We start from the raw sequence: 25239 nt of genomic DNA on the forward strand, positions 1-25239 counted from the left end.
TGACTTCTCGCTCCGGCTCGGCACCGTCGCCCTTTCAGGCATGAGGCGAGATATCCCCGGGTAAGAACGCACTCCTTCTCTGCACAACCGCCGAATTTACGCCGCTTCGCCTTGATCACGAGAACTTTGCGGTTCCATGCCCGCTCGCCCTGCTCGGCAGCGCCTTCTATCCGGTTCTTGTCCATCGGCTCGCAGATTACGATCCACGCTTCCTCCCCACGCTCGGTCGCCCTCACGCAGTTGCGCTTCACTTCGTTCGCGGTGATCAACTCACGGCGGGACTTGCACCCGCAGGAGTGCGCCCGTGCCGGGCGCACATAAGAAAAACGGGCTGCGCCCCGGTGAGGCGCAGCCCGTTCTGGAGGAGAGCGCTCGGCTCTGCTTAACCCTGCGGCGCCGACGCCGCCTGAATCGCCGTAAGAGCGATGGTGAACACGATGTCGTCTACCAACGCACCACGCGACAGGTCGTTAACCGGCTTGCGCAGGCCCTGCAGCATCGGGCCGACGGACAGGACGTTGGCGCTGCGCTGCACGGCCTTGTACGTCGTATTGCCGGTGTTCAGATCGGGGAAGATGAACACCGTGGCCTGGCCGGCGACCGGGCTGTTCGGCGCCTTCTGCTTGCCGACTTCGTAGACCGACGCGGCGTCGTACTGCATCGGGCCGTCGAGGACGAGGTCGGGGAATTGCGCGTGGGCGATTTCGGTTGCGGCACGCACCTTTTCCACATCCAGCCCTTGCCCCGAGCTGCCGGTGCTGTAGCTGATCATCGCTACCTTGGGATTGATGCCGAAGGCCGCCGCGCTATCGGCACTCTGCTTGGCGATCTGCGCCAGTTCCTCGGCGGTCGGGTTGGGGTTGATCGCGCAGTCGGCGTAGGCCAGCACCTGGTCGGGCATCAGCATGAAGAACACCGACGAGACGATCGACGAACCCGGCGCGGTCTTGATCAACTGCAGGGCTGGGCGGACGGTGTTGGCCGTGGTGTGCACGGCGCCGGAGACGAGACCGTCGACTTCATCGACGGCCAGCATCATCGTGCCGAGCACCACGGTATCTTCGAGCTGCGCGGCGGCCATCTGCGGCGTCAGCCCCTTGGCCTTGCGCAGCTCGACCATCGGCGGGATGTACTGCTCGCGAATGCTGTCCGGATCGAGGATTTCCAGGTTCTTGGTCGGCAGCGTGATGCCCTGCGAGGCGGCGACCGTCTCGATGGCGTCGCGCTTGCCGAGCAGCACGCAATGGGCGATCCCTTTCTCGGCGCAGATCGCCGCGGCACGCACGGTCCGCGGCTCGTCGCCCTCGGGCAGCACGATGCGCTTGTGCGCCGAACGTGCCTTCTGGATGAGCTGGTAGCGGAAAGCCGGCGGCGAGAGCTTGACCGATTCGGGGATATAGAACGAGCCGGTGATCGCATTGATGTCCAGATGTTCGGCGACGGTATCCAGCACGGCGTTCATCCGCTCGGTATCGTCACTGGGGACGTCGTTCGGAATCTTGCTCACGGCGCGGGCGATGATGTAGCTGTCGCCCTGGGTGCGCAGGATCGGCAGGCCGGTATTCAGCGCCGGGCCGGCAAGTTCCATCAACTCTGGCGCAATCGAACTGTTGTGCGTCAGCAGCAGGCCGGCGAGCGGAATACCGCGGCTGGCGGCCAGCGCGACGGCCATCACGATGTCATCGCGATCACCGGCGGCAATGACCAGCGTACCGGGACGCAGGCGCGGGATGAACGCGGCAGCCGAACGGGTGGTGATGATGGTATCGGTGACGCGGCGGGTAGCGATCTCGCCGGGCAGAATGACTTCCGCATTCAGGTGGCGGGCCACATCGACCATGCGAGGCGCCTGCAGGAGCGGCGTGTCGTGGACAACGCCCCACAGCGGCACGTTGCCGAGGCGGCGCTTCAGGTCGTCGGCGACATAGTCCTCTGGCGCCATGTTCAGGATCACGCCAGCGACCTTGCAGCCCTCGTTGGCATACTGGCTGATCGTCAGGCGCAGATCGCCGGTGGCGTTCTGCGCCTTGGCGTCGGCCACGACGACGACTTCCGCCTTCAGGCTGCGCGCCATGTCGACGTTGAGGTGCGACGTAAACGGATGCGCCGGATCGGTGTGCAGGCCCTCGACCACCAGGACGCTGGCGCCTTCGCCGGCATTCATGCAGAGAGTGACGATCTCCTCCATCAGATCGTTCGACTGGTTGGCGGCCATCTGTTCGGCGACGTCCTGCAACGGAATCGCCTCGGGAACGATGACCGGGAAGATCTCGCGGGCGAAATGGACCGAGGTGTCGCCAATATCCTGGGCCACGGGCTTGGCGAAGCGAACCTCGACGCCGTGACGCTGCAGTGCACGCACAATCCCCAGGGTGACAGAGGTTAGACCTACGCCTTGTCGTGCTGGAACGACAAGGAAGGTCTGGGTGAAGCGTTGATTCATTGATGCAAATCTCCTGATATGAGTGGCTTGGTTTTTTTGTTGTTGGCTCGGCATTATTTTCCTGATGCAATGCCGAAGGCCACATTGTAGTCCTGCTGACGGGGGGTCGCACGGCCGATCGGAGAAATCCGGCCGCTTTTTCAGATGCCTGTTGGTTTTCTGAAACGGATTGATTCTGCAGGGAAATTCGCCATTTTCCGATTGGCATGGTCAGCCGACCAACCATCACTCAGAGGAAAAACATGGGGGACGTTCGAGCGGTAACGCGCAAAACAAATTGGTCTGACCATACGACCAGTCCGATACCGACCGGCGCCCTGAGTACAAACAAATCCGTCCTATTCAAACCGTAACGCGACGATGGGATCGAGCCTCGCCGCGCGCCGCGCCGGCATGTAACCGAAGACGATGCCGATCAGGCCGGAGAAGAAGAACGCCAGCAGGTTGATCCCCGGATTGAACAGGAAAGGCATGCTCATCAACGCCGTGAGGCCGAGGCAGACGAACAGCGCGAGCACGATGCCGACGAGCCCGCCTAGCGCCGAGAGCACCACGGCCTCGATCAGGAATTGCAGCAGGACTTCGTGTTCGAGCGCGCCGATGGCGAGGCGGATGCCGATCTCGCGTGTCCGTTCGGTGACCGAGACGAGCATGATGTTCATGATGCCGATGCCGCCGACGAGCAGGCTGACCGCCGCCACCGCGCCGAGCAGCGCGGTCATCGTGCGGATCGTGCCAGACAGCGTTTCGGCGATCTGCTTGGTGTCCATCACGTTGAAGTCGTCGTCGGCGTTTTCCGAGAGCTTGCGCCGTTCGCGCATCAGCTTGCGGATCTGCTCCATGACCGGGTCGGAGGCGACGCCGTCGCGCAACGAGAGCATCAGCGTCGACACGTCGTTCACCTTGCCGGTCAGTCGCCGCTGCGCGGTACGGATCGGCATCAGCACGACGTCGTCCTGGTCCTGACCCATCGCGCCCTGTCCCTTGCCTTGCAGCACGCCGATGATCTCGCAACTGAAATTCTTGACGCGGATTTCGTCGCCGATCGGCGAGCCTCTCGGGAAAAGCTGCTTCTTGACCGTCGCGCCGATGATGCACACGGCCTTGCCGGCGGCCTCTTCGTCCTCCTCGAACTGGCGACCGCTGGAGATCTGCCAGTTGCCGGCGACGAAATAGTCGTTGCTCGTGCCGTTCACCTGCGACTGCCAGTTCTGGTTACCGGCAACGAGTGTCACCGAGCTGCCAACGACGGGGGCGACTGCCTTGAGCGCGGGGATTTGCGCCTGAATGGCATCCACGTCGGCCAGCTTGAAGCTCGCCGCCCCCGCACTGTCGCGACCCGGACCGAGTCGCTGACCGGGTCGCAGGATCAGCAGATTGCTGCCGAGGCTGGAGATCTGGTCCGAAACCATGCGCGTCGCGCCGTTGCCGAGCGTGACCATGGTAATCACCGCGGCAACACCGATGACCACGCCGAGTACGGTCAGGAACGAGCGCATCAGGTTGCGGCGGATCGCACGCAGGGCGAGCAGCAGGGCATTGAGCAGCATCTGGGTCATGCGCGCTCCTTCACCTCGTCGCTGGCCACCAGCCCGTCGACGAACTTCACCACGCGATCGGCGTAATGCGCCATCTCCGGCTCGTGCGTGACCATGATGATGGTGATGCCCTGCTCGCGGTTGAGCGAGACAAGCAGGTCCATGATCTCGTGCCCGCGCTGGCTGTCGAGGTTGCCGGTCGGTTCGTCGGCAAGCAGCACCAGCGGACGGGTAACGATGGCGCGGGCGATGGCGACGCGCTGCTGCTGGCCGCCGGAGAGTTCGGCCGGCGTGTGGTGTTCCCAGCCGGTCAGGCCGACCTGCGCCAGCGCCTCGCGGGCGGCGGCATGCCGCGGTGCCGTCTCGGCACCGCGGTAGAGCAGCGGCAGTTCTACGTTTTCCTGCGCCGAGGTACGCGAGAGCAGGTTGAAGCCCTGAAAAACGAAACCGAGATAGTGCCGGCGCAGCAGCGCGCGCTGGTTGCGATTCAGTTCTTCGACGGCGATGTCCTTGAAGCGGAACGCGCCGCTACTCGGCCCGTCGAGGCAGCCGAGGATGTTCAGCGCCGTCGACTTGCCGGAACCGCTCGGCCCCATGATCGCGACGAACTGCCCCTGCGGGATGTCGAGATCGACGCCTTTCAGCGCCTGGAAAGCCGCCGCGCCCTGACCGTAGGTCTTGGTAATGGCGCGCAGGGAGATCAGCGGCCCCACGGTCACTTGGCCTTTTCCTGGAAGTCGACGATCACCGCCGCGCCCGCTTTCAGTTCACCGTTAGTGATCTCGGTCTGCCGGCCGTTGCTGGCGCCGGTCTGCACCGGGATCGACACCGGCTGGCCGTCGCGCAGGATCCAGACCTGCTTGCTTTCGCCGGTGGCGGCTTTCGGCTTCTGGTTCTGCGGCCGGGGCGGGCGCGGGATCAGGCGGGAAATGATGTTGCCCTCGGGCTGGGTACCGACGGCCGGCGGAGAAAAGCGCAGCGCCGCGTTCGGCACGAGCAGCACGTTGTCGCGCTGGGCGGTGATGATGCGCGCCGTCGCGGTCATGCCGGGACGCAGTGCCAGATCGTCGTTGGCAACGGTCAGCACGGTCTTGTAGGTCACCACGTTGTCCGTCGTCGTCGAGCCGAGGCCGACGCGCTGGATCGCCGCCGGGAAGTTTCGCCCCGGCCAGGCCGAAACGGTAAATGTCGCCGGTTGGCCGAGTTTCACCGCGGCCACGTCGGCCTCGTCGACCTTGACCTGCAGTTCCATCTTGGTCAGGTCCTCTGCGATCACGTACAACACCGGCGTCGTCATCTGCGCTGCGACGGTCTGACCCGGCTCGACCTTGCGTGTCAGCACGACACCGTTGATCGGCGAGCGGATGACGGCCTTCTCGATGTTCGTCTCGTCGGTCTTCAGCGTCGCCCGCGCCTGGGCAACCTCGGCCTTCGCGCTGGCGAGATTGGCGACGGCGCGCAGAGAGGTGGCCTCGGCGGTTTCCAGTTCGCTCTTCGACGGCACCTTGCCGCCGGAGAGTTCGGCAACGTGCTTGAGGCGGTTCAGGTTGGCCCGTGCTTCGGCGACGGTCGCCTCCATCTGGGCGACGACCGCTTCGGCGGCCTGCACGGCCGCCCGCGACTTGGCGACGGCATCACGCAGTTTGGCAGGATCGAGCCGAGCCACCACCTGCCCCTTGGTCACCTTGTCGTTCTCGTTGGCCAGCACCGCTTCCAGCGTGCCGGAGAGTTCGCTGCCGACATCGACCGAGCGTGTCGGCGCCAGGGTGCCGCTCGCGGAAATGCTGACGACGAGGTTGCCGGTGACGGCTTCCTCGGTAAGAAACTGCCCGGCGGCGCCGTCTCCTCCGCCGGGAAAAACCAGCGCAAGAAACACGGCGACGGTACCAAGGCCGGCAATGGCCCAGAAGCGCTTCGAGCGGCCAAGAAAGGAGGTGGATCGTCCTCCGGCCTGGAGGAACTCGGGGAGTGCGTTGTCGGGTCGTTGTTCGGGCGCGGTCATGATTTGTCGGATTCCGTGGTGACGGGAACGGCCTGCCAGCCGCCGCCCAGGGCCTTGTACAGCTGGATGACGGCGGTCAGCACGTCGGCGTTGGCACTGGCCAGGTTGTCCTGCGCAGTGAGCAGGGTACGTTCGGTTTCGAGGACGTTCTGGAAGTCGGCCAGCCCTGCCTGATACTGGGCGCGGGCGAGTTCGGCGGCCGTCGCGGCCGACGCGGCGCCACGGCGTCGCGCCTCGGTGCGTTCGCGTCCGGTGGCGTAGGCGCTCAACGCGTTCTCGACGTCTTCAAGGGCGGTCAACACGCTCTTCTCCCAGGCGATCAGCGCCTGTTCCTGCACCGCGTTCTGCACGGCGATCCGGCTGCGGATGCGACCGCCGTCGAACAAGGTCGTGGCCAGACTGGCGGCCAGCGAACGCACGAGTCCGTCGCCGCCGCCGATCGCCGACAGGCTGAGCGCTTTCCAGCCAAGCGAGCCGCTGAGCGTGAGGTTAGGGTAACGGTCGGCCTCGCGTTCGGCAGTCCGGGCGATTTCGGCCTTAAGTGTCAGTTCGGCCGCCAGTACGTCCGGGCGCTGGCGCAGTGTATCGGCCGGAATGCCGACAGCGATGGACTCGGGCGCCGCCGGCAACGGCCGGATTTCCTGCAGCGTTTCGCGCAGGCTGCCGGGCGAGCGGCCGGTAAGCAGCGCGAGACGGTTCTCGGCCGCGGCGCGACTGTTTTCAAGCGAGGGTATCGACGCCCGGGTCTGTTCGAGATTGGTGCGCGCCTGCGCCACGTCGAGCGCGGTGACGAGGCCGGCCAGTTCGCGCCACTCGGCGATCTGCAAGGTGTCGGCCTGGCTGGCGACGTTGGCGCGGGCAATGCCCAGCCGCTGCTGACTGGCGCGCAGGGTGACGTATTCGAGCGCGACCTCGGCAGCCAAGGAGGCCCGCGTGGATTCGAGCGTCGCGGCCATTGCCGCAGCGTCCGCTTCCGCGCCTGTCGCGGCGTCGCGCAGGCCGCCGAAGATCGACGGCTCCCAGCTGGCATCGAAGCCGGCTGCGTAAAGCGTTTGCGACTGGTTGCTGCCCCCGGCCTCGACGCCGGTACGCGAGCGTGTCGCGCCGGCCGAAACGCCCAGGCTCGGGTAGAGGTCAGCCACGGCGAGGTCCCGCGTTGCGCGCGACTGGCGCAGTCTGGCCTGGGCACTGCGCAGATCGGGGGCGTCGGTCAACGCCGTGTCGATCAATTGTTCGAGCACCGGGTCGCCGAGCTGGCGCCACCACCGGGCGAGTTCACCAGCATCAACGGGACGCACCGCCCGCGCTGAAACACTCCAGGCCGGCGGCACACTGACGCGGAGGGAAGAAGCAAGCGCCTCCAGGCGCTGGTCGAGCGTGGCGCAACCGCCAAGGACAAGGCCCAGGGCGACGAGTGGCAACGTGCGTAAAGGGGAGGACACGGTGTGTTTTCGGGCAACGTGGTAACGGGCAAGCCGGAATTATCGGCCAGCCTGCCGCAAAATCGTGACAGAAAAGGAATCGTGGTTCGGTAAATGCAGGTTAAGGCGTATCCATGCTGCGCCATCCGGTGACGGCGCAGCATGGTCAGGAAGCGTGGATCAGCCTTGCGGTGCCGGCGCCGGCATCTCGCGCGGCTGGTTGCGTCCGGGACGATCCTTGCCGTGCGAACGCCGGTGATCGCCTGCGCGCTCCATCCGCTCGAATCCCGTCTTGAAGAACACCCGCGCCTTTTCCTTCTGCTCGGCATTGAGCGAGTCATAAACCGTCAGCCAGCGCTCGCGGACACTGTCGCGCTCCTTCGCGGCCTCGGATTTCAGATCGTCCATCCGTTTGGCGACAGCGCGCAGATCAGTGCCTGGCTGGTCGAGCATTCCCTTGATTTCCGCACGCTCCTTCTGGAAGCGCTCACGCATCGTTGCACGGTGATCGCCACTGTATTTCTCGGCCACGTTCCAGAGCGTGTCCTGCTTCTCGTCGAGCTTGAGTTCGTCGTGCAGGCGGTTCATCGCCCGTTCGTGCATGACAAAGTGGTTACCGGGCCGGCCTTGCTCGGGGCCGAAATCCTTGCCGCGAGCCAATGCCGAACCGCCGGCGGCCAGACCGAGCGAGAGGGTCAGGGCGGCGATAACGAGGCGGGGGGAAAAGCGTGTTTTCATGATGCTGGTCTCCTTTGCGAATTGAGGGGTCAGCCGGCTTGCCCGTTTCAGCTGCCTTGCTGATGTGTCCATTCTCACGGATGGCCCGTTGCAAACGATTTCGCTCACTAGAGGCTTCGTTGCAATATGTTTCTGAGCCTCGATGGGGAAACAAATGCACAAGATCGACGAGGCTGTTTCGCCCCGGCTTGCTTGTTTCATGATCCAAGGCCTGAAATCAGCCTCGGGTTACGGGTAAGATGATCTGATCCCTCGCGTACCGAAACGCGCCAACTATTGAGGACAATTACTATGGCCACCATCGCATTTCTCGGGACCGGGCTGCTCGGCAGCGCATTCGCGGAAGCCGCCGCCAGGCGTGGGGACACCGTCACGGCATGGAACCGTTCGCCGGACAAGGTCCTGGCCTTGGCGCCGTTCGGCGTCAAAGCCGCCACCACACCCGCCGACGCGGTGCGAGATGCCGCGCGAGTCCACCTGATTCTCAAGGACGATGCAGTCGTGGAGGAGGTCATCGCCGCCGCGCGCGTGGGCCTTTCCGCCGATGCGGTGGTGATCGACCACAGCACCACGCAGCCACGACTGACGGCGGAACGCGCTACGCGGCTTAACGCCGAGGGCATCCGGTATCTGCATTGTCCGGTATTCATGGGCCCTTCGGCTGCGCGAAACGCGCAAGGCACGATGCTGGTCAGCGGGCCGGAAGCGATCTTCGATAGCGTCAAGGACGAGCTTGCCCGGATGACGGGGCGACTCGACTACCTGGGTGAACGCCCCGATCTCGCCGCACTCGACAAGTTGTTCGGCAACGCCATGCTCATCGGCCTCTGGGCGATAATGGCGGACATCCTGACCTTGGCCAAGGCTGAGGGCGTGGCTCCCGAGGACGCCATCGAGCTGCTCGGGATGCTCGACCTGAATGCCGTGGTTGCCGCGCGTGGCACAAGCATGGCCACCTGCAACTTCAAGCCGACGTTCGAGCTGGCCATGGCGCGCAAGGATGTGCAATTGATGCTGGACACGGCGGGCGATCTGCCGCTGGCCGCGCTACGTTCGGTCGCCGCGCGCATGGATCAGCTGATCGCCGCAGGCTACGGCGCCGAGGACGCGGGCGTACTGGCCATCGACGCAGTGCGGCAAAGCTGAAGCAAAAAAAGAGGATGGTCGTAGCAAGAATGTATCGGGTTTCTTGCTATGACCATCCAGTCAGGAGATCTTTCGAATCCGGGCGGGGCGGCGGGCGTGGGGGCGCCCGCCGCCGCTGCCTCAGCCCTTGATCGCTTCGGCGACGACGCGGGCGCAGAGTGCCAGCGAGATGGCGCCAGCGTCCGGGTAGCCGAGGCTGCGCTGGGTGTGCGACTTGGCACGACCGAGCTTCGGCGTGAGTTGCGCGGTGGCTTCGCCGGCCTTGGTTGCCACGTCGGCAGCGATCGCCCAGGCTTCGGCGAGCGTCTTGCCCGAGCCGACTTGCTCGTTCAGCGTCGCGGCGAACGGGACGAACGAATCGACCAGCGTCTTGTCGCCGACCTTGGCCCCACCGAGGCGCATGATGGCTTCGAGACCGGCCTGCGCGCCCTTGGCGACAGCGTCGGCGCTCATTTCCGCTTCATCGCTGAGTTGGTTACTCCAGGTACGCAGGGCGAGGCCCCACAGCGCGCCGGAGGCGCCACCGGCGCGATCGGCCCAGGCGTTGGCGGCGGTAGCCAGCACGCTGGCCGCACCGGCACCGGCGGCTGCCGCCTTCTGCGCGGCTTCAGCCGCGGCGGCGGAACCGCGGGTCATGCCCTGGCCGTGGTCACCGTCACCGGCGCGGGCATCGATCCGCCCGAGTTCGGGTTCGGCTTCGCGCAGCGCGGCGGCAACCTTGGCGAGCACGCCGGCGATGCACTTGCCGTTTTCCTTCGACGCGGCGGAGGCCGGGCCGAATTTGAGTTCCTCTTCCTTGTCCTCGAACGCCGGTGCCGGTTGCGTCGGGATGATCGCGCCACGGCGGAGTACCGGCGCGTCGCACGGGGCGCACCAGAGCTGTTCGAGTTCGTCGTCGAGCCAGGTCAGGGTCAGCGAGCAGCCGGCCATGTCCATGCTGGTGACGTATTCGCCGACTTCCGGCTCGACCGCAGTGAGGCCCGCTTTCTTCAGTTCGGCTTCGACGCTGACCCACAGGACGAACAGTTCTTCGTACTTGGTGCAGCCAAGGCCGTTGAGGATGACCGCGACGCGGCCCTTGCAGTCAGCGGGTTTCTCCAGAACCAGCTTGTCGACCAGCATCTTCGCCAGCGCGCTGGCCGGCATCATGTCTTCCTCGCTGATGCCCGGCTCGCCATGGATGCCAAGGCCGACGCCGATTCGCTGCGCCGGCACGGTGAACAGCGGTTCCTTGGCGCCCGGCAGCGTGCAGCCGCTGAAGGCGACACCGAAGGAAACGGTGTTCTTGTTGGCCTTGACGGCGACGCGCTCGACGTCGTCGAGCTTCATCCCGGCTTCAGCCGCCGCGCCGGCGATCTTGAAGACCGCGAGGTCGCCGGCCACGCCGCGGCGCTCGTTGGCCTTCTCGGCCGGGGCGCTGGCGACATCGTCGGTCACCGGGAGGACGCGCACGTCGACGCCTTCCGAGAGCAGCCGTTCGGCGGCGAGGCCGAAGTTCAGCACGTCACCGGCGTACTTGCCGAAGCCGAGCAGGACGCCACCGCCGCGGTTAGCCTTGCGGCAGACGTTGGCGACGAGATGCGTCGAGGGTGAGGCGAACACATCCCCGGCCACCGCCGCATCGGCGAGGCCCGGTCCGACGAAGCCGGCGAACGCCGGGTAGTGCCCGGAGCCGCCGCCGACGACGATCGACACCTTGCCCTCCGGCGTGGCAGTCGAGCGCACGACGCCGCCGATCACGGGGCGCACGTGGCGGGCATAGACCGAGGCAAAGCCGGCCAGGGCGGTCTTGGCGAATTCTTCCGGATTGTCGTAAATGCAGGTCATGTCAGGTCCCCCTTTGACTTAGCGTGGCAGGATGGTGCGGAGATAGTCGCGGTTCATGGCGCAGACGGTGAGGCTGTCGCCGCCGTAGTGTTCGCACAGGAAGGCGCTCTTGTAGCCGTGGGCGAGGGCCTTCTGGATGGCGACCCGGTAATTGATGATGCCCAGCGCGAGCGAGGTCGGGTACGAGCAGATCAGGTTCTGCGCCGGATCCTCGATGCGCATGTAGTTCTTGACGTGCCAGTACTTGGCGTAGGGCACGAGCTTGTCGATCATCGACGCCCAGTGCTCGACCGGCCGGTGCAGGCGGACCAGGTTGCCGATGTCGGCGTTGATTCCGACCGCCGGCACGTCGACGTCGTTGACGAATTTCACCGCACCGTCGGCGGTGCCGATGTAGGTGTCTTCATACATCTCCAGCGAGACCTCGATGCCCAGCTCCTGCGCGTGCTTGCCGAGTTCGCGGATGCGGCTGACCGCCTTTTGATACGTTGCGGGATCATCCGGGTTCTTGACGCCATCGGCGGTCCAGAACCAGAGGTGTTTCTTCTGCTCTTCGGTGAATTCGCCGAACAGGCCGAAGGAGACGGCCTTGGCGCCGATCTCGGCGGCGGCGTCGATGACGCGGTGGTTGTAGGCGAGGTAGTCGTCGGCATTGACCGGGTCGATGACGCTGGCCTTGCGCGTCGTCGAGATCGCCGGGATGGTCAGACCGACCGTCTTGACGACGTACATGAAGTCGCGCAGACGGCTCGGTGAAAGGTCAGCCACGCGCACCCAGCTGTCGCTCGGGTCGAATTCGGTGAACCCGGCGTCGACCACCTGCTCCAGCGTCGCGGCCCAATGATCTGCCGGCTGGTCCTGCACCAGGCTGCCGTCCGGCAACACGCCGGAGAAGCCGTTCATCGCCGCCGCGATCGGCCAGTTGTCGCGGTTCCACTTCGTTTCACAGCATCCAGATTTCTTTTCTTCCGACATTGCCTTATCTCCGATTCAAATGCGTTGTAGGTTCAGCGTTGTACGTTCAAGCTGCCTGTTTCTTGCGTGCCGCTTCGCTGACCAGTTCGACGATGCGTGCAAAGCCTTCGGCCTTCCACGCGGCGCGCCCGACGAACAGGCCGTCGACGTCCTCGATCTCCAGGATGTCCTTGCCGTTTTCCGGCGTGACCGAGCCGCCGTAGATGATCCGTGTCTTCTCCGCGACCTCGTCGCCGCAATGCTTGCGCAAGATGGTACGCAAGGCACGGTGCCGCTCGGCGATGTACTCGGGCGAGGCCGCTTCCGCCATGCCGATGGCCCAGCGCGGTTCATAGGCCATGATGATCTCCGGCACCCGCGTGTCCGGCTGGCCGTCGATGGCGGTCAGCATCTGGCTGGCCAGCACCTCGTCGGCGCGGCCAGACGCCTTTTCCTCGGCCAGTTCACCGAGGCAGAGGATCGGGATCAGGCCGACGTTCATCGCCTTGTCGAGCTTGCGCCGCACCAGTTCGTAGGTTTCGCCGAAATGCTGCAGGCGTTCGGAATGTGCCAGTTCGACGTAGCGACAGCCCACTTCGCGCAGCATCGACGCGGAAATCTCGCCGGTCCAGCTGCCCGCATCCTCCCAGTGCATGTTCTGGCCGCCGATGGCCACCGGCGAACCGTCGAAGGCATAGGCCGCGGTGGTAAGCGAGGTGAAGGGGGGCAAGACATAGACGTCGATCGCCGACGTGTCGATCGCGGCGATCCGCGCGCGAAGTTCCTCGGCATAGCGGATCGAGTCCGCGATGCCGTTGTTCATTTTCCAGCCAGTTCCGGCTACCAGCCTGCGCATGTGTGTGATCTTCCTGCTGTTCGATGTCATGTACGTTCAGGGGAAAGCAGGCCGTGACCAGCGCGACCCCACCAGCCTGAACGCAGTTTGCGAGTTACTTGCGGTACTTCTTGTCCAGTTCGTTGATCGCGACCACGTTACCTGCCGACGGCCCTTGCGGATCGAAACCGGAGATGGAGGCCAGCCACGCGTTGACGATCGTTTTGGCCAGCTCAGGCCCGATCACCCGGGCACCCATAGTGATGATGTGGGCATCGTTGCTCTTCGCCGCGCGTTCGGCGGAGAAGGTGTCGTGCGTTTGCGCGGCGCGGATGCCGGGCACCTTGTTGGCCGACATGGCGACGCCGATGCCGGTGCCGCAGCACAGGATGCCGCGGTCGGCCTGTCCCGACAGGACCGCCTGGGCCACGCGTTCCGCCATGTTGGCGTAGTACTCGCTGCCGCCGGTCGGCGACTTGCTCAGGTCAGTGACCTCGACATCCTTGAGGCTCTTCAGGTAGGGAACCAGGATATCGACCAGGGAAACTCCGGCGCTGTCGCCGCCAATCGCAATCTTCATCTCAGTCGTGCCTTTCGCAAATGACAATGGTATTTGTGGTGAAGCCGTGGGGCAGTATAATACTTTTGTATTTGCGGTACAACAATTGTCTATATACTTGCATCTTTGCACGATGAAAACGAATTGGCGAACCGGAACTCGAACAAGGCGTCAGCCAAAACAACGGGGAAAAACATGAGCACGACCGAATCCAGCAACCTGATTGGCGAGCAGCTGCGCGCGCGCATCGCTTGGTATTACTTCGTCGCGGGTCTTACCCAGCAGGAAATCTCCGACCGTCTCGGCATCGCCCGGGCGCGGGTCAACAAGATCGCCGGCCAGCTGCGCGCCGACGGCTCGGTGATCATCGACGTACGTCTGCCGCTGGCCAGCTGCGTCGAACTCGAAGAAAAGCTGAAGGCAAAATACGGACTGAAAAGCGTCGCCGTAGTTCCGTCAGCGGACGACGACGAGCAGCAGCGGCGGATGATCGGCGAGGCCGCCGCCGCCATCCTCGACACCCTGATTTCCGACGGCCAGTGCATTTCCGTGGGCTGGGGACGCACACTGAGCGCCAGCATCAAGCAGTTGCGCACGCGCAAGCTGACGAACAGCTCGGTGGTGTCGCTGATGGGCGGGCTGACGCGCGGCTCGGAGACCAACACCTTCGAGGTGTCCACCGAGCTGGCGAAGACGCTCGGTGCCGACTGCTACTACGTCACCGCGCCGGTGTATTGCCCCTGTGTCGAGAGCCGCGAATTCCTCCTCGCGCACAGCGGGGTCAACGAGGTCATGGAGCGGGCGCGCAAGTCCGACGTGGCGATCGTTTCCTGCGGCGACCTGACGCCGCGCACCAAGCTGACGACGATCAACAGCGTCCGCCAGCGCCTGCCGGAATTGAAGAAGATCGGCGCGATCGGGGAAATCCTCGGAACCTTCCTGGATGCCGCCGGGAATCCGGTCGATCACGAGTTGAACCACACCGTCATCGCCATGCCACCGGCCGACCTGCGCACCATCCCGAACAGCCTGCTGATTTCCGGCGGCCTGTACAAGGCGGCGGTCGTCAAGGCGATCCTCGCCCAAGGCTATGTCAACGGACTGGTCACCGACGAGGCGGTCGCGCAGAAGCTGCTGGCGTGATCGCCGGGAGGCCAAGCGGGCTCAGATCGCGTTCTTGATCCGTTCCCAGCTGCCTTTCAGGTGGTTGACCAGCGCCGCCGAAAGGCGATCGCCATCGCGTGCCTCGAGCGCGGCGATCATCTCCTCATGGTCGTCCATCGCGCCTTTCCACGAGACCTCGGTCCTGTCGCCAATGAAACGGATGCGCTTCATGCGCGTCTGCAGGATGTCGTGCACCAGGCTCAGCGACTCGTTGCCGGCGAGCGAAATCAGGAGCGAGTGAATCTGCTGGTTGAGCTTGAAATACGGGAGGCGCTCTCTCCGCTCGTAAAACCCGATCATTTCGTCGTGCAGTCGCCGGACCTCGCGGATATCCTCGTCCGACGCGTTCTGACAGATCAGCGGCCCGGCCATCGCCTCGAGATGGCTCAGTACGTCGAGCATGTCGTGCGCGTCCTTGCGGGTGAGCTGGCGCACCATCGCGCCGCGGCTCGGGATCAACTCCACCAGCCCTTCCGATGCCAGCACCTTCAGCGCCTCGCGCAGCGGGGTCCGGGAGATACCGAGCTGCTGGCACAGTTGCCCCTCGTGGATGCGTACTCCGACGGGCAGCAAGCCCTCGATGATCATGTCCCGGATACGCGAGACAACGACGTTGTGCAGGGTGGGCCGCTCGATCCGCACAGCCTCGACCGAGGCTTCGGCGTCCGCCAGAGGGGTCATTTCGCCATTCATCAAAGCACGTCCCGTTTTTGAAATGCCCGGACTATGGGCCCGGCCAAAGCGCCAGTCAACACTCAGCCCCTGTCGCACCTGAATTTTGAATTCAGAACTTCGAATTTATAATTTGACAGTCTCGGCGGATTGGTAGCAGTATTGCCGAAAAAAACTTTCCGAGGAGACAAACATGACGCCCCCCAGCTGCTCTGCTGCAACCCCCTGCCAGCCCACCATTGCCCTGGCCATGGGCGACCCCGCCGGCATCAGCCCGGAACTGACTGCCAAGCTGCTGGCCGACAGTGATGTTCGCGCCGCGGCGAAGATCGTCGTTTTCGGCGACCGGCGCATCCTTGAAGAAGGCGCGACGATCGCCGGGCTGTCGCTCGACATCGCGGTGGTATCGCCGGATGCGGCCTACTACGCCGCGTCGAAACCGGTGCTGGTCGACCTCGGTCATCTCGCGCCCGAGAGCGTCAAACGTGGAGAAGCCACGCCCGAAGGCGGCGCCTTCGCGCTGGAGAACTTCCGCCGCGCGCTGCTCATGGCCAACGAAGGCGAGGCCGACGCGGTGTGCTTCACGCCGTTCAACAAGAAGGCGATGCGTTACGTCTATCCGGGATACGACGACGAGATCCGCTACGCCGCCGACATAACCGGCTTCACCGGCGCGGCACGCGAGTTCAACGTACTGGACAACCTGTGGAACTGCCGCGTCACCTCGCACATCCCGCTGGCGGAAGTCGCTTCCGCGCTTAGCGTCGAAGGCATCCTCGCCGAACTGGCGCTGGCCGACCGCTGCATGCGCGAGGCCGGGCTGGACAATCCGCGCATCGCGGTGGCCGGCCTCAACCCCCACGCCGGCGACGGCGGCAACTTCGGCCAGGAAGAAATCGACATCATCGAGCCAGCCGTGAAACTGGCCATCCAGAAAGGGTTCAACGCCTCCGGGCCGTATCCGGCAGATACCGTCTATGTGCGTGCGCGCAACGGCGAGTTTGACGGCGTGCTGACCATGTACCATGATCAGGGACAGATCGCCATGAAGCTGATGGGCTTCGATCGCGGTGTCACGATGATGGGCGGCTTCCCGTTCCCGATCTGTACCCCGGCGCACGGCACCGCCTACGACATCGCCGGACGCGGCATCGCCAACCTCGGCGCCAGCAAGGCCGCCTTCCTGCTCGCCGTGCACATGGCGACGCGAAATCTGGCGGCAAAGAACACAAAATAACAAGAAGCAGTACCCGTGGTAGTCGTACGTTGTTGTTTTCATCACGTTTCACTTCACACAAGAGGAGTCATTCAATGTTCAAGACCAAACTGATCGCCACCGTTCTGGCCAGTGCACTCTACGCAGCGGGGGCAAGCGCCGCCTGGAGTCCCGACAAGCCCGTCGAGTTCGTCGTCACCAGCGGCGCGGGCGGCGGTACCGACATCTTTACCCGCACGATCCAGTCGATCATCGTCAAGAACAAGCTGATGAACGTGCCGATCGTCGTGGTCAACAAGGGCGGCGGCGCCGGGAGCGAAGGCTACATCCACGGCGCGAGCGAGCAGACCAACCCGTACCGCGTCACCTTCGGCACCAACAACGAATATCTCCTTCCGCTCGTCGCCAAGATGGGTTACGCCGCAGAAGGCTTTACGCCGGTGGCCGCCCTGGCGCTCGACGAGTTCCTGATCTGGGTGAATGCCAAGGCACCTTACGCCGACGCCAAGAGCTTCATCGACGCGGCGAAGAAGGGGGATGGCCTGCGCATGGCGGGCTCGCAATCGAAGGATACGGACCAGACCCTGGTCAGCATCATCGCCGAGGCAACGGGTGCGAAATTCACCTACGTCCCGTTCAAGAGCGGTGGCGAGGCAGCCATCCAGCTGGCGGGGGCGCACGTCGATGCCAACGTGAACAACCCGAACGAGAACCTCGGCCAGTTCAAGGCCAGCATGGTGCGGCCGCTCTGCGTGTTCAGCACCAAGCGCATGGCCGCCGGCCCGAAGGTGAGCAAGGACATGGCCTGGTCGGACATTCCGACCTGCAAGGAGTCGGGCATCCCGGTTGACAACTACCAGATGCCGCGAACGATCTGGCTGCCGTCCGGCGTGTCGCCCGAGGTCCTTTCGTTCTACACCGACGTGATGCACAAGGTGCAAGCGACCCCGGAATGGAAGGCCTACATCGAGCGTACGTCGCAGACCGGCACCTTCCTCTCCGGCGATGAACTGCGCAAGTACATCACCGCGGACACGGCCCGGGCCTACGGCGTATTCAAGCGCGAAGGCTGGCTGGCGAAATAAGCTACGTGTTGTCGGGGGCGGGCGCGAGCCTGCCCTTTTTTTGCGGCGAATTCAAGGAGTTGTTTATGCGAACCACCTCCGGGACGCTGGTGTCCCGTTTCACGATGGAAGTGGTGACGGCGCTTGTCACCGGACTGCTGGGGGCGATCGTCTGCTACGGATCGACGGAATTCGGAATCGGCTGGGGCGACGCAGGGCCGGAGCCCGGCTATTTCCCGTTCTATGTCGGATTGATCACCATTTTTGCCAGCCTGTTCAATCTGGTCATGGCCTTCAAGCACTACCGGGGTCGCGTCGAAGACTTCCTCACCGGAGAACAGGCCCGCCGCGTCGTCGCCTTTTTCGGGCCGATGGTGCTTTTCGTGCTCGTAACGTCCTATCTGGGAATCTACGTCGGGATGATCCTGTACCTGATCGGCGCCATGGTCTTCCAGGGCGGCTATCGCCTGCCCAAGGCAGCCGCAGTCGGGTTGATCACCGCCATCGCCAACTATTTCCTGTTCGAGGTGTGGTTTCAGGTGCCGCTGCTCAAGGGGCCGCTGGAGCCATTGATCGGCATTCATTGAAGCAAACCTTCGCGATCACGCTACCAAAACACTAGGGGAGTTTCACCTTGGACAATTTCAGCAATCTGATGGATGGATTCGCCATTGCGTTTTCCATGTTCCATCTCGCCCTCATGGCGGCCGGCGTGCTGCTCGGCATCCTGGTCGGCGTCCTGCCGGGGCTGGGTGCGCCGAACGGCGTCTCGCTGCTGCTGCCGCTCACATTCACTATGGATCCGGTCTCGGCGATCATCCTGCTCACCAGCATGTACTGGGGGGCCCTGTTCGGCGGGTCGACAACGTCGATTCTCTTCAACATCCCCGGTGAGCCGTCGTCGGTGGCCACCACCTTCGACGGCTACCCGATGGCGCAGCAGGGGCACGCCACGCACGCGCTGACCCTGGCCTTCATGTCAGCGGGAACCGGTGCGATGTTCGGCGTCGTGGTCATCACCCTGCTGTCCGGCTGGGTAACCGAGTTCGCCCTTAAGTTCAGTTCGCCGGAGTACTTTGCCGTCTTCCTGCTCACCTTCTCCAGCTTCATCGGCATGGGCAGCGGCTCCGCGTTCAAGGCCGTCGTGTCGATGATGCTCGGTTTCGCCTTCGCCACGGTGGGCATGGACGGCATTTCCGGCAACATGCGCCTGACCTTCGGCTTCCCCGATCTCGTCAAGGGCATCAGCTTCCTGGTGGCGGTCATCGGCCTGTTCGGGATTGGCGAACTCCTGCAGACGATGGAGGAAGGGCTGCGCTTCGACGGCATCCATGCGCGCATCCGGATCCGTGACGTACTCAAGGCCATCGCATCGATGCCAAGTCACTGGGTGACGCTGTTGCGCAGCGCCGTGATCGGCGCCTGGATGGGCATCACCCCGGGCGGCCCGACTGCTGCGTCGTTCATGAGCTACGGGCTGGCCAAGCGCTTCTCGCGGCGCAAGGAGCATTTCGGCAAGGGCGAACCAGCGGGCGTTGTCGCGCCCGAAACCGCCGACCATTCGGCCGGCACCTGCGCGATCCTGCCGATGCTTGCGCTCGGCGTGCCCGGTTCGGCGACCGCCGCGGTGATGATGGGGGGGCTGATGATCTGGGGCCTCACGCCCGGTCCGATGCTGTTCATCGAGCGTCCGGACTTCGTCTGGGGCACCATTGCCAGCATGTATCTCGGCAACGTGATGGCCGTGGTACTGGTTCTCGCCACGGTACCGATGTTCGCCGCGATCCTGCGCATTCCGTTCTCGATCATCGGGCCGATGATCGTCGTGGTGTGCTTCATCGGCGCCTACTCGATCAGCGGCTCGCGTCTCGACCTCTGGCTGGCCGTGCCCTTCGGCATTCTCGGCTACACCTTCAAGAAGCTCGGCTATCCGATCGCACCGATGGTGCTGGCCATGGTTCTTGGGGACAAGGCGGAAGATGCCTTGCGGCAGTCGATGATCATGTCCAAGGGCTCGCTCGGCATTTTCTGGACCAACTCGACCCTTTCCGCCACGATCATGGTGCTGGCCATGCTGCTGCTCTTCTGGCCCGGCGTCAGCCTGATCATCAAGCGTCTGCGCAAGCCGGCGGTTGCAGTTACCGCCTGAAGTCCGGGCGTCGCACGCCGGCCTCATCATCGCTGGGCCGGTGTGCGAGAATCGCCCGATGCCTCATCTCTTTCTCGACATTTCCTCGCATGGACTCGGCCACCTCGCGCAGGTGGCCCCGGTCGTTAACGAACTGGCGACGCGGCTCCCGGACCTGAAACTCACGCTGCGCTCCGCCCTGCCGCTTGCCCGCCTCCGCGCCCGTCTGCAACTGGACTTCGACCATGTTGCCGAACGCAGCGACTTCGGCTTTGCCATGCACGACGCCGTGCGCATCGACTACGAAACCACCGCGGCGCTCTATCGCGACTGGCATGCGGACTGGCCCTCCCGCGTCACTGCCGAGGCCAGCTGTTTGCGTGCGTTGAACCCGGATCTGGTGCTCACCGATGTGGCCTATCTACCCTTGGCGGGTGCGGCGCAAGCAGGCATTCCGGCCATGTCAATGTGCTCGCTCAACTGGGCAGATCTGTTCGCCCACGTTTTCGGCGACGCGCCGTGGGCCGCGCCGATCCACGCGGAGATTCTCGCTGCGTATCGCAGCGCCGCTGCTTTCCTGCGCCTGACACCGGCAATGCCGATGCCCGACCTGCCCAATGCCCGCCCCGTGCCACCGGTCGCGGCGCTGGGAGAGGATCGGCGCGACGAGCTGCGTTCGCTGCTGAAGCTGCGCGAAGACGAGCGGGTCGTGCTGGTCGCCTTTGGCGGCTTCGACAAGGCGTTGGGCGTCGATCGCTGGCCGGTGACGCCGGGCGTTCGCTGGCTGGTGCCGGCGAGTTGGTCTGTCGAACGAACCGACATGACGGCGCTCGAATCGCTGCACATGAATTTCACCGACCTGCTGCGCAACGTCGATGCCGTGCTGACCAAGCCCGGCTACGGCACGTTCACGGAGGCGGCGTGCAACGGCACAGCGGTACTGTATGTCCGCCGCGACGACTGGCCGGAGCAGGACTGCCTGATCGACTGGCTGCACGAGAACGCCCGCTGCGTTGAGCTTGAAGAACACACGCTGGCGGGCGGGACGATGCGCCCCCTTCTCGACGCACTGTGGGCGCAGCCGGCACCGCCATTTCCGCGCCCGGAGGGCGCCGCGGCGGCCGCCGAACTTATCACGGCGCGGCTTCCCGCCCGTAGTTGAGCAGGCCGGCCTTCAGTTCAAGCAGATCGAGTGGCGCGAACGGCTCAAGACGCCGCTCGCGGATCTGACCGTCGAGCCGGACGACGCAGGTGCCGGCCGAACTGCGGATGACCGAGCCCTTGACCGAGTAATGCCGCTCGGTTGCGCCGAGGCGGATGTCGATGAGCAGTGGATCGCCCTTGTGCAGCGACGGCATCGCCGGATTGCCGCTGTCCAGCCGGAGGCGCAGTTCCGCGTCGGATACATCCACGATCGTACACGCCCCGGAAAATTCCTCGCCCGGCACCAACAGCCTCGCCGGCACACGGGTGCGCGTGCGCGGTTTCCGCCGCTGATCGGTGACCGACAGGGTGCCCAGTTCCGGAGTCAGCAGCACCATGTTCATCTGCGCGTAGGGACCGTCGTGCAGGACGACCTGCTTGGCCACCTCGGTATCGATGGTGGAGATGCCCTTCATGCCGGCGTTGGAAATCAGGGAAATCGAGTTGCCGGGACTGAACTGACCGTGCCGGCTGAGTTGGGCGCGGCGCTGGTAATCGAGCTTTTTCTCCAGGTCCGAGGTGTCGGGAACGAGAATCTGGAACTGCCGGATGCCGGCCACCGGAATCCGGGTACCGGCATCCTCGGCATGGAAGCTCGCGGGCGTGCCGTCCGGATCGGTTTCGATGGACTCCATCGAATAGATGAAATGGTGATTGACCCCGTAGCCGACGACCAGCGTATCGAGAACGATGTCCTTGTTGAATTCCGGGTAGTAGCGCAACTTCTTGCCGATCGGAAAAAACTCGATCAGCGTGCGCATCCTGCCGAGGTCGAACCTGCCTGACGGAGCGTGGGCGGCGTGCGCGCTCCGGTTCGCCTCGGCGCGTTTGCCAAAAAGGGATTTCAGCATTTTCGACTTTCCGCGTCCGGTATTTTTCCAGTCACGAACTGTAGCGCGAAAGCGACGCGCTCGCCTAGCCGGGAGCGCTCCCGGGTGCATTCTCGGCGGCGAAACGGAAACACGATTTGCCGGCGCTCTTGGCCTCATACATCGCCTCGTCGGCCCGCCGAAGCAGATCGTCCATCACCAGCGACGCGTCGTCGCAGTAGGCAACACCGATGCTGGCGCCGATCCGGGCCCGAGCCGCCTCGCCGGTCAGATCGAACGGCCGGGCGATGGCGTCGACGATCTTGCCGGCGACCTTCGCCGCGGCGTCGGGCGACCCCAGATCATGCAACAGGACGAGGAACTCGTCGCCGCCCAGGCGAACGACGACGTCGCTCTGCCGCACGTGATTTTCGAGAAGGCGGGCGACAGCGATCAGCAACTGGTCACCGGCATCGTGCCCAAGGCGATCGTTGACCTGCTTGAAGCCGTCGAGGTCGATCAGCATCACGGCGATCGCCTGGCGCGGCCGACAATTCCGCAGGTAATCGTCAGCGACGCGCTCGAAGGCGCGCCGATTGAGCAGGCCGGTCAAGGCATCCTGTTCGGCAATCTGGTGCGCCAGAGCCAGTGCATGCTTGCTCTCGGAGATATCGTTGGCGATGCCCTGGACCAGGGAAGTGTCACCGTCCAGCGGCGTGAGCACGATCTGCAGCCAGCGATTTCGCTTGCCCGGGATCGCAATCTCGGCCGTGGCCGGCTGGAACTCGGCGATGACGCGTTCCACCAGTGCGGGCAAGCGATCATCGCCGAGCAATGCCGCCAGGTTGGCCGGCGGCTTGCCGATCGCCAGCGCCTCGCCGGTCGGCAGGCCGAGCGTCAGCGCCAGCCACGGATTCCAGTCACGCAGCACGCCCGCGCGATCCAGGGTAAAGATTCCGGTCTCCGCATTCTCGAAGATCAACCGCCATTTCTGCCCGGCGGCCTGGTGTTGCGCGCGAATGTCGCGCTCCGCCCGGAGCGTCCCGCGCATGCGCGCGATCAGGTTGTTAACGTTCCACGCCAGCCGCGATACTTCGTCGCCCCGCCGCTCGTCAATGAAAAGCAACGAGTCGCCGAATTCCACATCGATCACCTGCAACTCGTCCGACAGTGCCGTGATCGGTTGCGTGACCAGCCGGGTGATCGCCCAGATGAGCGTCAGGGTGACGGCCGTGATGACGACGACCAGCACCAGCGCGACGAACCAGGAGGATTCGCGAACGCTGGCCGCAATGATTTCCGCCGCCGGGACGAGTTCGAGCTGCCCGATGACTTCGCCGTCGCCGAACGGCGAGTAGAGGGGGTGGCGCAAGGGCTCGGCCGGAAGCTGTTCGCGAATGCCCGGCTGCGCCAGCCGCACCAGTTCACGCTGATCGTCACGGATGGTGATGTGCGCGATCGTTCGGTTGGCCAGCAGGCCGGAGGCGACTTCCGCGGCAAGGCGGGCGTCGTGGGTGTAGGCGGCGATGCTCGCCGTGTGTTCGACGATCCGGACCAGGGCGTCCAGGCGCAGATAAAGACGCTCCGTTTCCCGCTGCCCGGTGATCGTCAGGACGGCCCAGACGGCAAGGAACCCGACCGTTACGCCGGTGGCGACGATCATCAGCGTGGTTCGCAGCACGAGGCTGCGGTTGAAGCGTTCCCGGAGGGAAGGCAGGAGTTTATTGGTCAAGTCTGAGTACCACCCGGACGCGCTTGTCCACCTTGTCTTCGTTGATGTAGGCGATGGCGTTGCGCTGACGGGCCACGCGGTCGAGCGCGGCCTGGTCGCTGAGCACCAGCATCGGCGGCAGGGTTTGTCCGGAAAATTTCAGGCGGGCCCAGTAGGCGTCGATCTCCGCCACATCCCGGCCAAGCAGCGCCTGGTAGAAACGCGCGCGCGCCGGCTCGACGTCGATCATCGCCAGCGGCTCGCCGCCTGGCGTGCTCTTCGAACGCCCGGTGTAGTACTGGATGACCTGCGAGCGGGACAGGCTGTCCAGACCGCTTTCCGGATGGGCGATGACCACCAGCCCCGCAGCCGAGGCCGCAAACGCAACGAATAGACACGCACCGGCAATTGCACACGCCGCTGCGTGGATGGGGGGGCCGGATCGCTGCGCCATCAGAAGACGTAGTCCAGCGTGAGGGTGAACACGTTGACATGGCGATTGCGCAACGACTGGCCGTCGTCATCGAGCTGCATCAGCGACCGTTTGGCCTTGATGTGATCAAACTGGAACTTCAGTGCGGTATTGCGGGCGAGTTCGTAGCGAACGCCCAGGCCGAATGAATATTCGTCGTCGCGCAACCGCCCGACGACCTGCTGATAGCGTGTAGACAGAGGCGCCAGTGCCGCGACGGGCGGCAACGTCAGCGGCCGGTCGACGGCCTTGATGATGCTCCGCGAATAGGAGACGAAAGGCTTCCACTTGCCGATGCGGTACGCCGCCGTGTAGTCGCTCATCCAGCCGTGGTAGTTGGGAAATGCCTGATAGTCGAGCCAGGCGACGACGCCTTTCAGCGAATACGGCCCGCGTTCCCAGCTGGCCGCAATGCCGCCGAAGCGGATTTTCGACGAGCCGCGAATATCATCGGCGCGCTCACTAGCCTGCGCAATGCCGTAGGTGCTGCCAACGCTGCGCAGAGTGCTGGCCAACGACGAGAACGCGTCGTCGTCACGGGCATGGATCTGCGCCAACGTCGCGGAGAGCATCAGTTCGTGCGTGCTCCACTCGTAGGTCGCCCCGAGCGTCGTAGCCCTGGGCAGTTTGTAATAGCTGAGCAAGGCTGAATCGCCGCGGCTGCGGCCGCCATAAACCTTGAGCCAGCTCTGGCCAGGGCCGAGGTCATGGCGAACGCTGAATTCCGCCCCGTCGTAGGTATCGAAGGCAATCAGCCCGTAGATCAGCGGCGCCGGCCGGACCGTGGTGAACGTGTAGCCAACATGGCGCGAATCGCCGTCGAGGTAGAGATCCATGCCGAGTCGGCCCAGACGCAGGACGAAATCGTCGTTCGGCGCGTACTTGGCAAATCCCCAGGTCAGCGAGGGATCCCAGTCGCCATCTGCACGCTGCCGGCTGACGCCCTGCGCCATGACCGACCAGTCCCGGTTCAGCTGGCCGTCGATCTGCAGGCCGGCCGACGAGTCGACGCCGGTGCCCAGCGTGCCGTTGCGTACGCCATCGGGCTGCTCGATGCTGCGCCGGAAGCGGAAGTTGTCCTCGTCGTGATAGGTGAGCCCGAGGGTGCCGAAACCGCTGACGCGCCAATGCCCCACGCCTTCCATCGGTTCACCGGGAGTCTCGGCAGCCGCGGCGGGGGCCAGAGCGAACAACGCACAGCAGGCAAGAAGCAAACGCATCGGCATGGTCTCTTTGGGGTGATCCATACGCTTACGGTGGAAAAACAACGTTCAACAAGTAGCACCAAACGGCGCCTTGATCAATGACGGCCGGGTGCTGCCAAGCGGAATCGCTTT

23 protein-coding genes are annotated in these 25239 nt (G+C 64.4%); 7 read left to right on the plus strand and 16 right to left on the minus strand.

Annotated features, from left to right (window positions below; all coding sequences use genetic code 11):
• The 7 genes from BO74_RS13185 to BO74_RS13215 form a co-directional block, all read right to left on the minus strand.
• On the minus strand, window positions 1–251 hold a 251-nt coding region (locus tag BO74_RS13185; protein WP_496442834.1), incomplete at its 3' end, for a hypothetical protein.
• Between the two features lie 131 nt (window positions 252–382).
• Window positions 383–2443, minus strand: coding sequence for a phosphate acetyltransferase (gene pta, locus BO74_RS13190; RefSeq protein ID WP_496442835.1), 2061 nt, complete (start codon window positions 2441–2443; stop codon window positions 383–385).
• 338 nt (window positions 2444–2781) lie between these two features.
• A complete protein-coding gene (locus BO74_RS13195; protein WP_496442836.1) occupies window positions 2782–4002 on the minus strand; it encodes an ABC transporter permease in 1221 nt (406 codons plus the stop codon).
• Complete coding sequence (locus tag BO74_RS13200; RefSeq protein WP_496442837.1) at window positions 3999–4700, minus strand: ABC transporter ATP-binding protein; 702 nt, start codon at window positions 4698–4700, stop codon at window positions 3999–4001. The genes BO74_RS13195 and BO74_RS13200 overlap by 4 nt, the downstream gene beginning before the upstream one ends.
• A complete protein-coding gene (locus BO74_RS13205) occupies window positions 4697–5983 on the minus strand; it encodes an efflux RND transporter periplasmic adaptor subunit (protein WP_496442838.1) in 1287 nt (428 codons plus the stop codon). Before BO74_RS13205 ends, BO74_RS13200 begins: the two co-directional genes overlap by 4 nt.
• A complete protein-coding gene (locus BO74_RS13210) occupies window positions 5980–7425 on the minus strand; it encodes an efflux transporter outer membrane subunit (protein WP_496442839.1) in 1446 nt (481 codons plus the stop codon). The genes BO74_RS13205 and BO74_RS13210 overlap by 4 nt, the downstream gene beginning before the upstream one ends.
• Before the next feature lie 159 nt (window positions 7426–7584).
• A complete protein-coding gene (locus tag BO74_RS13215) occupies window positions 7585–8142 on the minus strand; it encodes a Spy/CpxP family protein refolding chaperone (protein WP_496442840.1) in 558 nt (185 codons plus the stop codon).
• 276 nt (window positions 8143–8418) lie between these two features.
• On the opposite strand from BO74_RS13215, the gene BO74_RS13220 reads away from it, so the two are divergent.
• Complete coding sequence (locus BO74_RS13220; RefSeq protein ID WP_496442841.1) at window positions 8419–9288, plus strand: NAD(P)-dependent oxidoreductase; 870 nt, start codon at window positions 8419–8421, stop codon at window positions 9286–9288.
• A 120-nt stretch (window positions 9289–9408) separates the two neighbouring features.
• Here the strand turns inward: BO74_RS13220 and BO74_RS13225 are convergent, their stop codons facing one another.
• The 4 genes from BO74_RS13225 to derI all read right to left on the minus strand — a co-directional run bounded on the left by BO74_RS13225 (window position 9409) and on the right by derI (window position 13484).
• A complete protein-coding gene (locus BO74_RS13225) occupies window positions 9409–11115 on the minus strand; it encodes a dihydroxyacetone kinase family protein (protein WP_496442842.1) in 1707 nt (568 codons plus the stop codon).
• A gap of 18 nt (window positions 11116–11133) precedes the next feature.
• Window positions 11134–12090, minus strand: a complete 957-nt coding sequence (locus BO74_RS13230) for a sugar phosphate isomerase/epimerase family protein (protein WP_496442843.1) — start codon at window positions 12088–12090, stop codon at window positions 11134–11136.
• Window positions 12091–12136: 46 nt separating this feature from the next.
• Entirely contained in the window at window positions 12137–12925 is a 789-nt protein-coding gene (gene tpiA, locus BO74_RS13235; RefSeq protein ID WP_496442844.1) for a triose-phosphate isomerase, read from the minus strand.
• Between the two features lie 94 nt (window positions 12926–13019).
• Complete coding sequence (gene derI / locus BO74_RS13240; RefSeq protein ID WP_496442845.1) at window positions 13020–13484, minus strand: D-erythrulose-4-phosphate isomerase; 465 nt, start codon at window positions 13482–13484, stop codon at window positions 13020–13022.
• 174 nt (window positions 13485–13658) lie between these two features.
• On the opposite strand from derI, the gene BO74_RS13245 reads away from it, so the two are divergent.
• Window positions 13659–14606: a sugar-binding transcriptional regulator gene (locus BO74_RS13245; protein WP_496442846.1), complete on the plus strand. Its 948-nt coding sequence runs from the start codon at window positions 13659–13661 to the stop codon at window positions 14604–14606.
• A gap of 21 nt (window positions 14607–14627) precedes the next feature.
• Here the strand turns inward: BO74_RS13245 and BO74_RS13250 are convergent, their stop codons facing one another.
• Entirely contained in the window at window positions 14628–15308 is a 681-nt protein-coding gene (locus tag BO74_RS13250; protein ID WP_496442847.1) for a GntR family transcriptional regulator, read from the minus strand.
• Between the two features lie 184 nt (window positions 15309–15492).
• Between BO74_RS13250 and BO74_RS13255 the strand changes: the two genes are divergently transcribed.
• The 5 genes from BO74_RS13255 to BO74_RS13275 all read left to right on the plus strand — a co-directional run bounded on the left by BO74_RS13255 (window position 15493) and on the right by BO74_RS13275 (window position 20869).
• Window positions 15493–16536 (plus strand): 4-hydroxythreonine-4-phosphate dehydrogenase PdxA, encoded by a 1044-nt coding sequence (locus BO74_RS13255; protein ID WP_496442848.1) that lies wholly within the window; start codon window positions 15493–15495, stop codon window positions 16534–16536.
• A 74-nt stretch (window positions 16537–16610) separates the two neighbouring features.
• Window positions 16611–17600, plus strand: coding sequence for a tripartite tricarboxylate transporter substrate binding protein (locus BO74_RS13260; protein WP_496442849.1), 990 nt, complete (start codon window positions 16611–16613; stop codon window positions 17598–17600).
• A gap of 65 nt (window positions 17601–17665) precedes the next feature.
• Window positions 17666–18166: a tripartite tricarboxylate transporter TctB family protein gene (locus BO74_RS13265; protein WP_496442850.1), complete on the plus strand. Its 501-nt coding sequence runs from the start codon at window positions 17666–17668 to the stop codon at window positions 18164–18166.
• A gap of 47 nt (window positions 18167–18213) precedes the next feature.
• Entirely contained in the window at window positions 18214–19728 is a 1515-nt protein-coding gene (locus tag BO74_RS13270; RefSeq protein ID WP_496442851.1) for a tripartite tricarboxylate transporter permease, read from the plus strand.
• A 58-nt stretch (window positions 19729–19786) separates the two neighbouring features.
• Window positions 19787–20869: a glycosyltransferase family protein gene (locus tag BO74_RS13275; RefSeq protein WP_496442852.1), complete on the plus strand. Its 1083-nt coding sequence runs from the start codon at window positions 19787–19789 to the stop codon at window positions 20867–20869.
• Here BO74_RS13275 and BO74_RS13280 read toward each other — a convergent pair.
• From BO74_RS13280 to BO74_RS13295, 4 genes are all read right to left on the minus strand, one after another.
• Window positions 20841–21761 (minus strand): PilZ domain-containing protein, encoded by a 921-nt coding sequence (locus tag BO74_RS13280; RefSeq protein ID WP_496442853.1) that lies wholly within the window; start codon window positions 21759–21761, stop codon window positions 20841–20843. The two genes, BO74_RS13275 and BO74_RS13280, sit on opposite strands and share 29 nt — an antisense overlap.
• Window positions 21762–21825: 64 nt before the next feature.
• The gene (locus BO74_RS13285) at window positions 21826–23451 is read right to left on the minus strand and encodes a diguanylate cyclase domain-containing protein (RefSeq protein WP_496442854.1); all 1626 of its coding nucleotides are present in this window, start codon (window positions 23449–23451) and stop codon (window positions 21826–21828) included.
• Window positions 23441–23884, minus strand: coding sequence for a type 2 periplasmic-binding domain-containing protein (locus tag BO74_RS13290; protein WP_496442855.1), 444 nt, complete (start codon window positions 23882–23884; stop codon window positions 23441–23443). The genes BO74_RS13285 and BO74_RS13290 overlap by 11 nt, the downstream gene beginning before the upstream one ends.
• Window positions 23884–25149: a signal protein gene (locus BO74_RS13295; RefSeq protein ID WP_496442856.1), complete on the minus strand. Its 1266-nt coding sequence runs from the start codon at window positions 25147–25149 to the stop codon at window positions 23884–23886. Before BO74_RS13295 ends, BO74_RS13290 begins: the two co-directional genes overlap by 1 nt.
• Window positions 25150–25239 lie beyond the last annotated feature (90 nt).

It is taken from the genome of Propionivibrio pelophilus DSM 12018 (assembly GCF_059569095.1).

Bases quoted from the DNA above. Each gene is read 5' to 3' on its own strand.
- BO74_RS13255 (WP_496442848.1), top strand. From the start codon at position 15,493: ATGACGCCCCCCAGCTGCTCTGCTGCAACCCCCTGCCAGCCCACCATT.
- BO74_RS13245 (WP_496442846.1), top strand. From the start codon at position 13,659: ATGAGCACGACCGAATCCAGCAACCTGATTGGCGAGCAGCTGCGCGCG.
- BO74_RS13225 (WP_496442842.1), bottom strand. From the start codon at position 11,115: ATGACCTGCATTTACGACAATCCGGAAGAATTCGCCAAGACCGCCCTG.
- BO74_RS13295 (WP_496442856.1), bottom strand. From the start codon at position 25,149: ATGGATCACCCCAAAGAGACCATGCCGATGCGTTTGCTTCTTGCCTGC.
- BO74_RS13260 (WP_496442849.1), top strand. From the start codon at position 16,611: ATGTTCAAGACCAAACTGATCGCCACCGTTCTGGCCAGTGCACTCTAC.
- BO74_RS13265 (WP_496442850.1), top strand. From the start codon at position 17,666: ATGCGAACCACCTCCGGGACGCTGGTGTCCCGTTTCACGATGGAAGTG.
- pta (WP_496442835.1), bottom strand. From the start codon at position 2,443: ATGAATCAACGCTTCACCCAGACCTTCCTTGTCGTTCCAGCACGACAA.
- BO74_RS13250 (WP_496442847.1), bottom strand. From the start codon at position 15,308: ATGACCCCTCTGGCGGACGCCGAAGCCTCGGTCGAGGCTGTGCGGATC.
- BO74_RS13275 (WP_496442852.1), top strand. From the start codon at position 19,787: ATGCCTCATCTCTTTCTCGACATTTCCTCGCATGGACTCGGCCACCTC.
- BO74_RS13205 (WP_496442838.1), bottom strand. From the start codon at position 5,983: ATGACCGCGCCCGAACAACGACCCGACAACGCACTCCCCGAGTTCCTC.
- BO74_RS13280 (WP_496442853.1), bottom strand. From the start codon at position 21,761: ATGCTGAAATCCCTTTTTGGCAAACGCGCCGAGGCGAACCGGAGCGCG.
- derI (WP_496442845.1), bottom strand. From the start codon at position 13,484: ATGAAGATTGCGATTGGCGGCGACAGCGCCGGAGTTTCCCTGGTCGAT.
- BO74_RS13215 (WP_496442840.1), bottom strand. From the start codon at position 8,142: ATGAAAACACGCTTTTCCCCCCGCCTCGTTATCGCCGCCCTGACCCTC.
- BO74_RS13195 (WP_496442836.1), bottom strand. From the start codon at position 4,002: ATGACCCAGATGCTGCTCAATGCCCTGCTGCTCGCCCTGCGTGCGATC.
- tpiA (WP_496442844.1), bottom strand. From the start codon at position 12,925: ATGCGCAGGCTGGTAGCCGGAACTGGCTGGAAAATGAACAACGGCATC.
- BO74_RS13230 (WP_496442843.1), bottom strand. From the start codon at position 12,090: ATGTCGGAAGAAAAGAAATCTGGATGCTGTGAAACGAAGTGGAACCGC.
- BO74_RS13290 (WP_496442855.1), bottom strand. From the start codon at position 23,884: ATGGCGCAGCGATCCGGCCCCCCCATCCACGCAGCGGCGTGTGCAATT.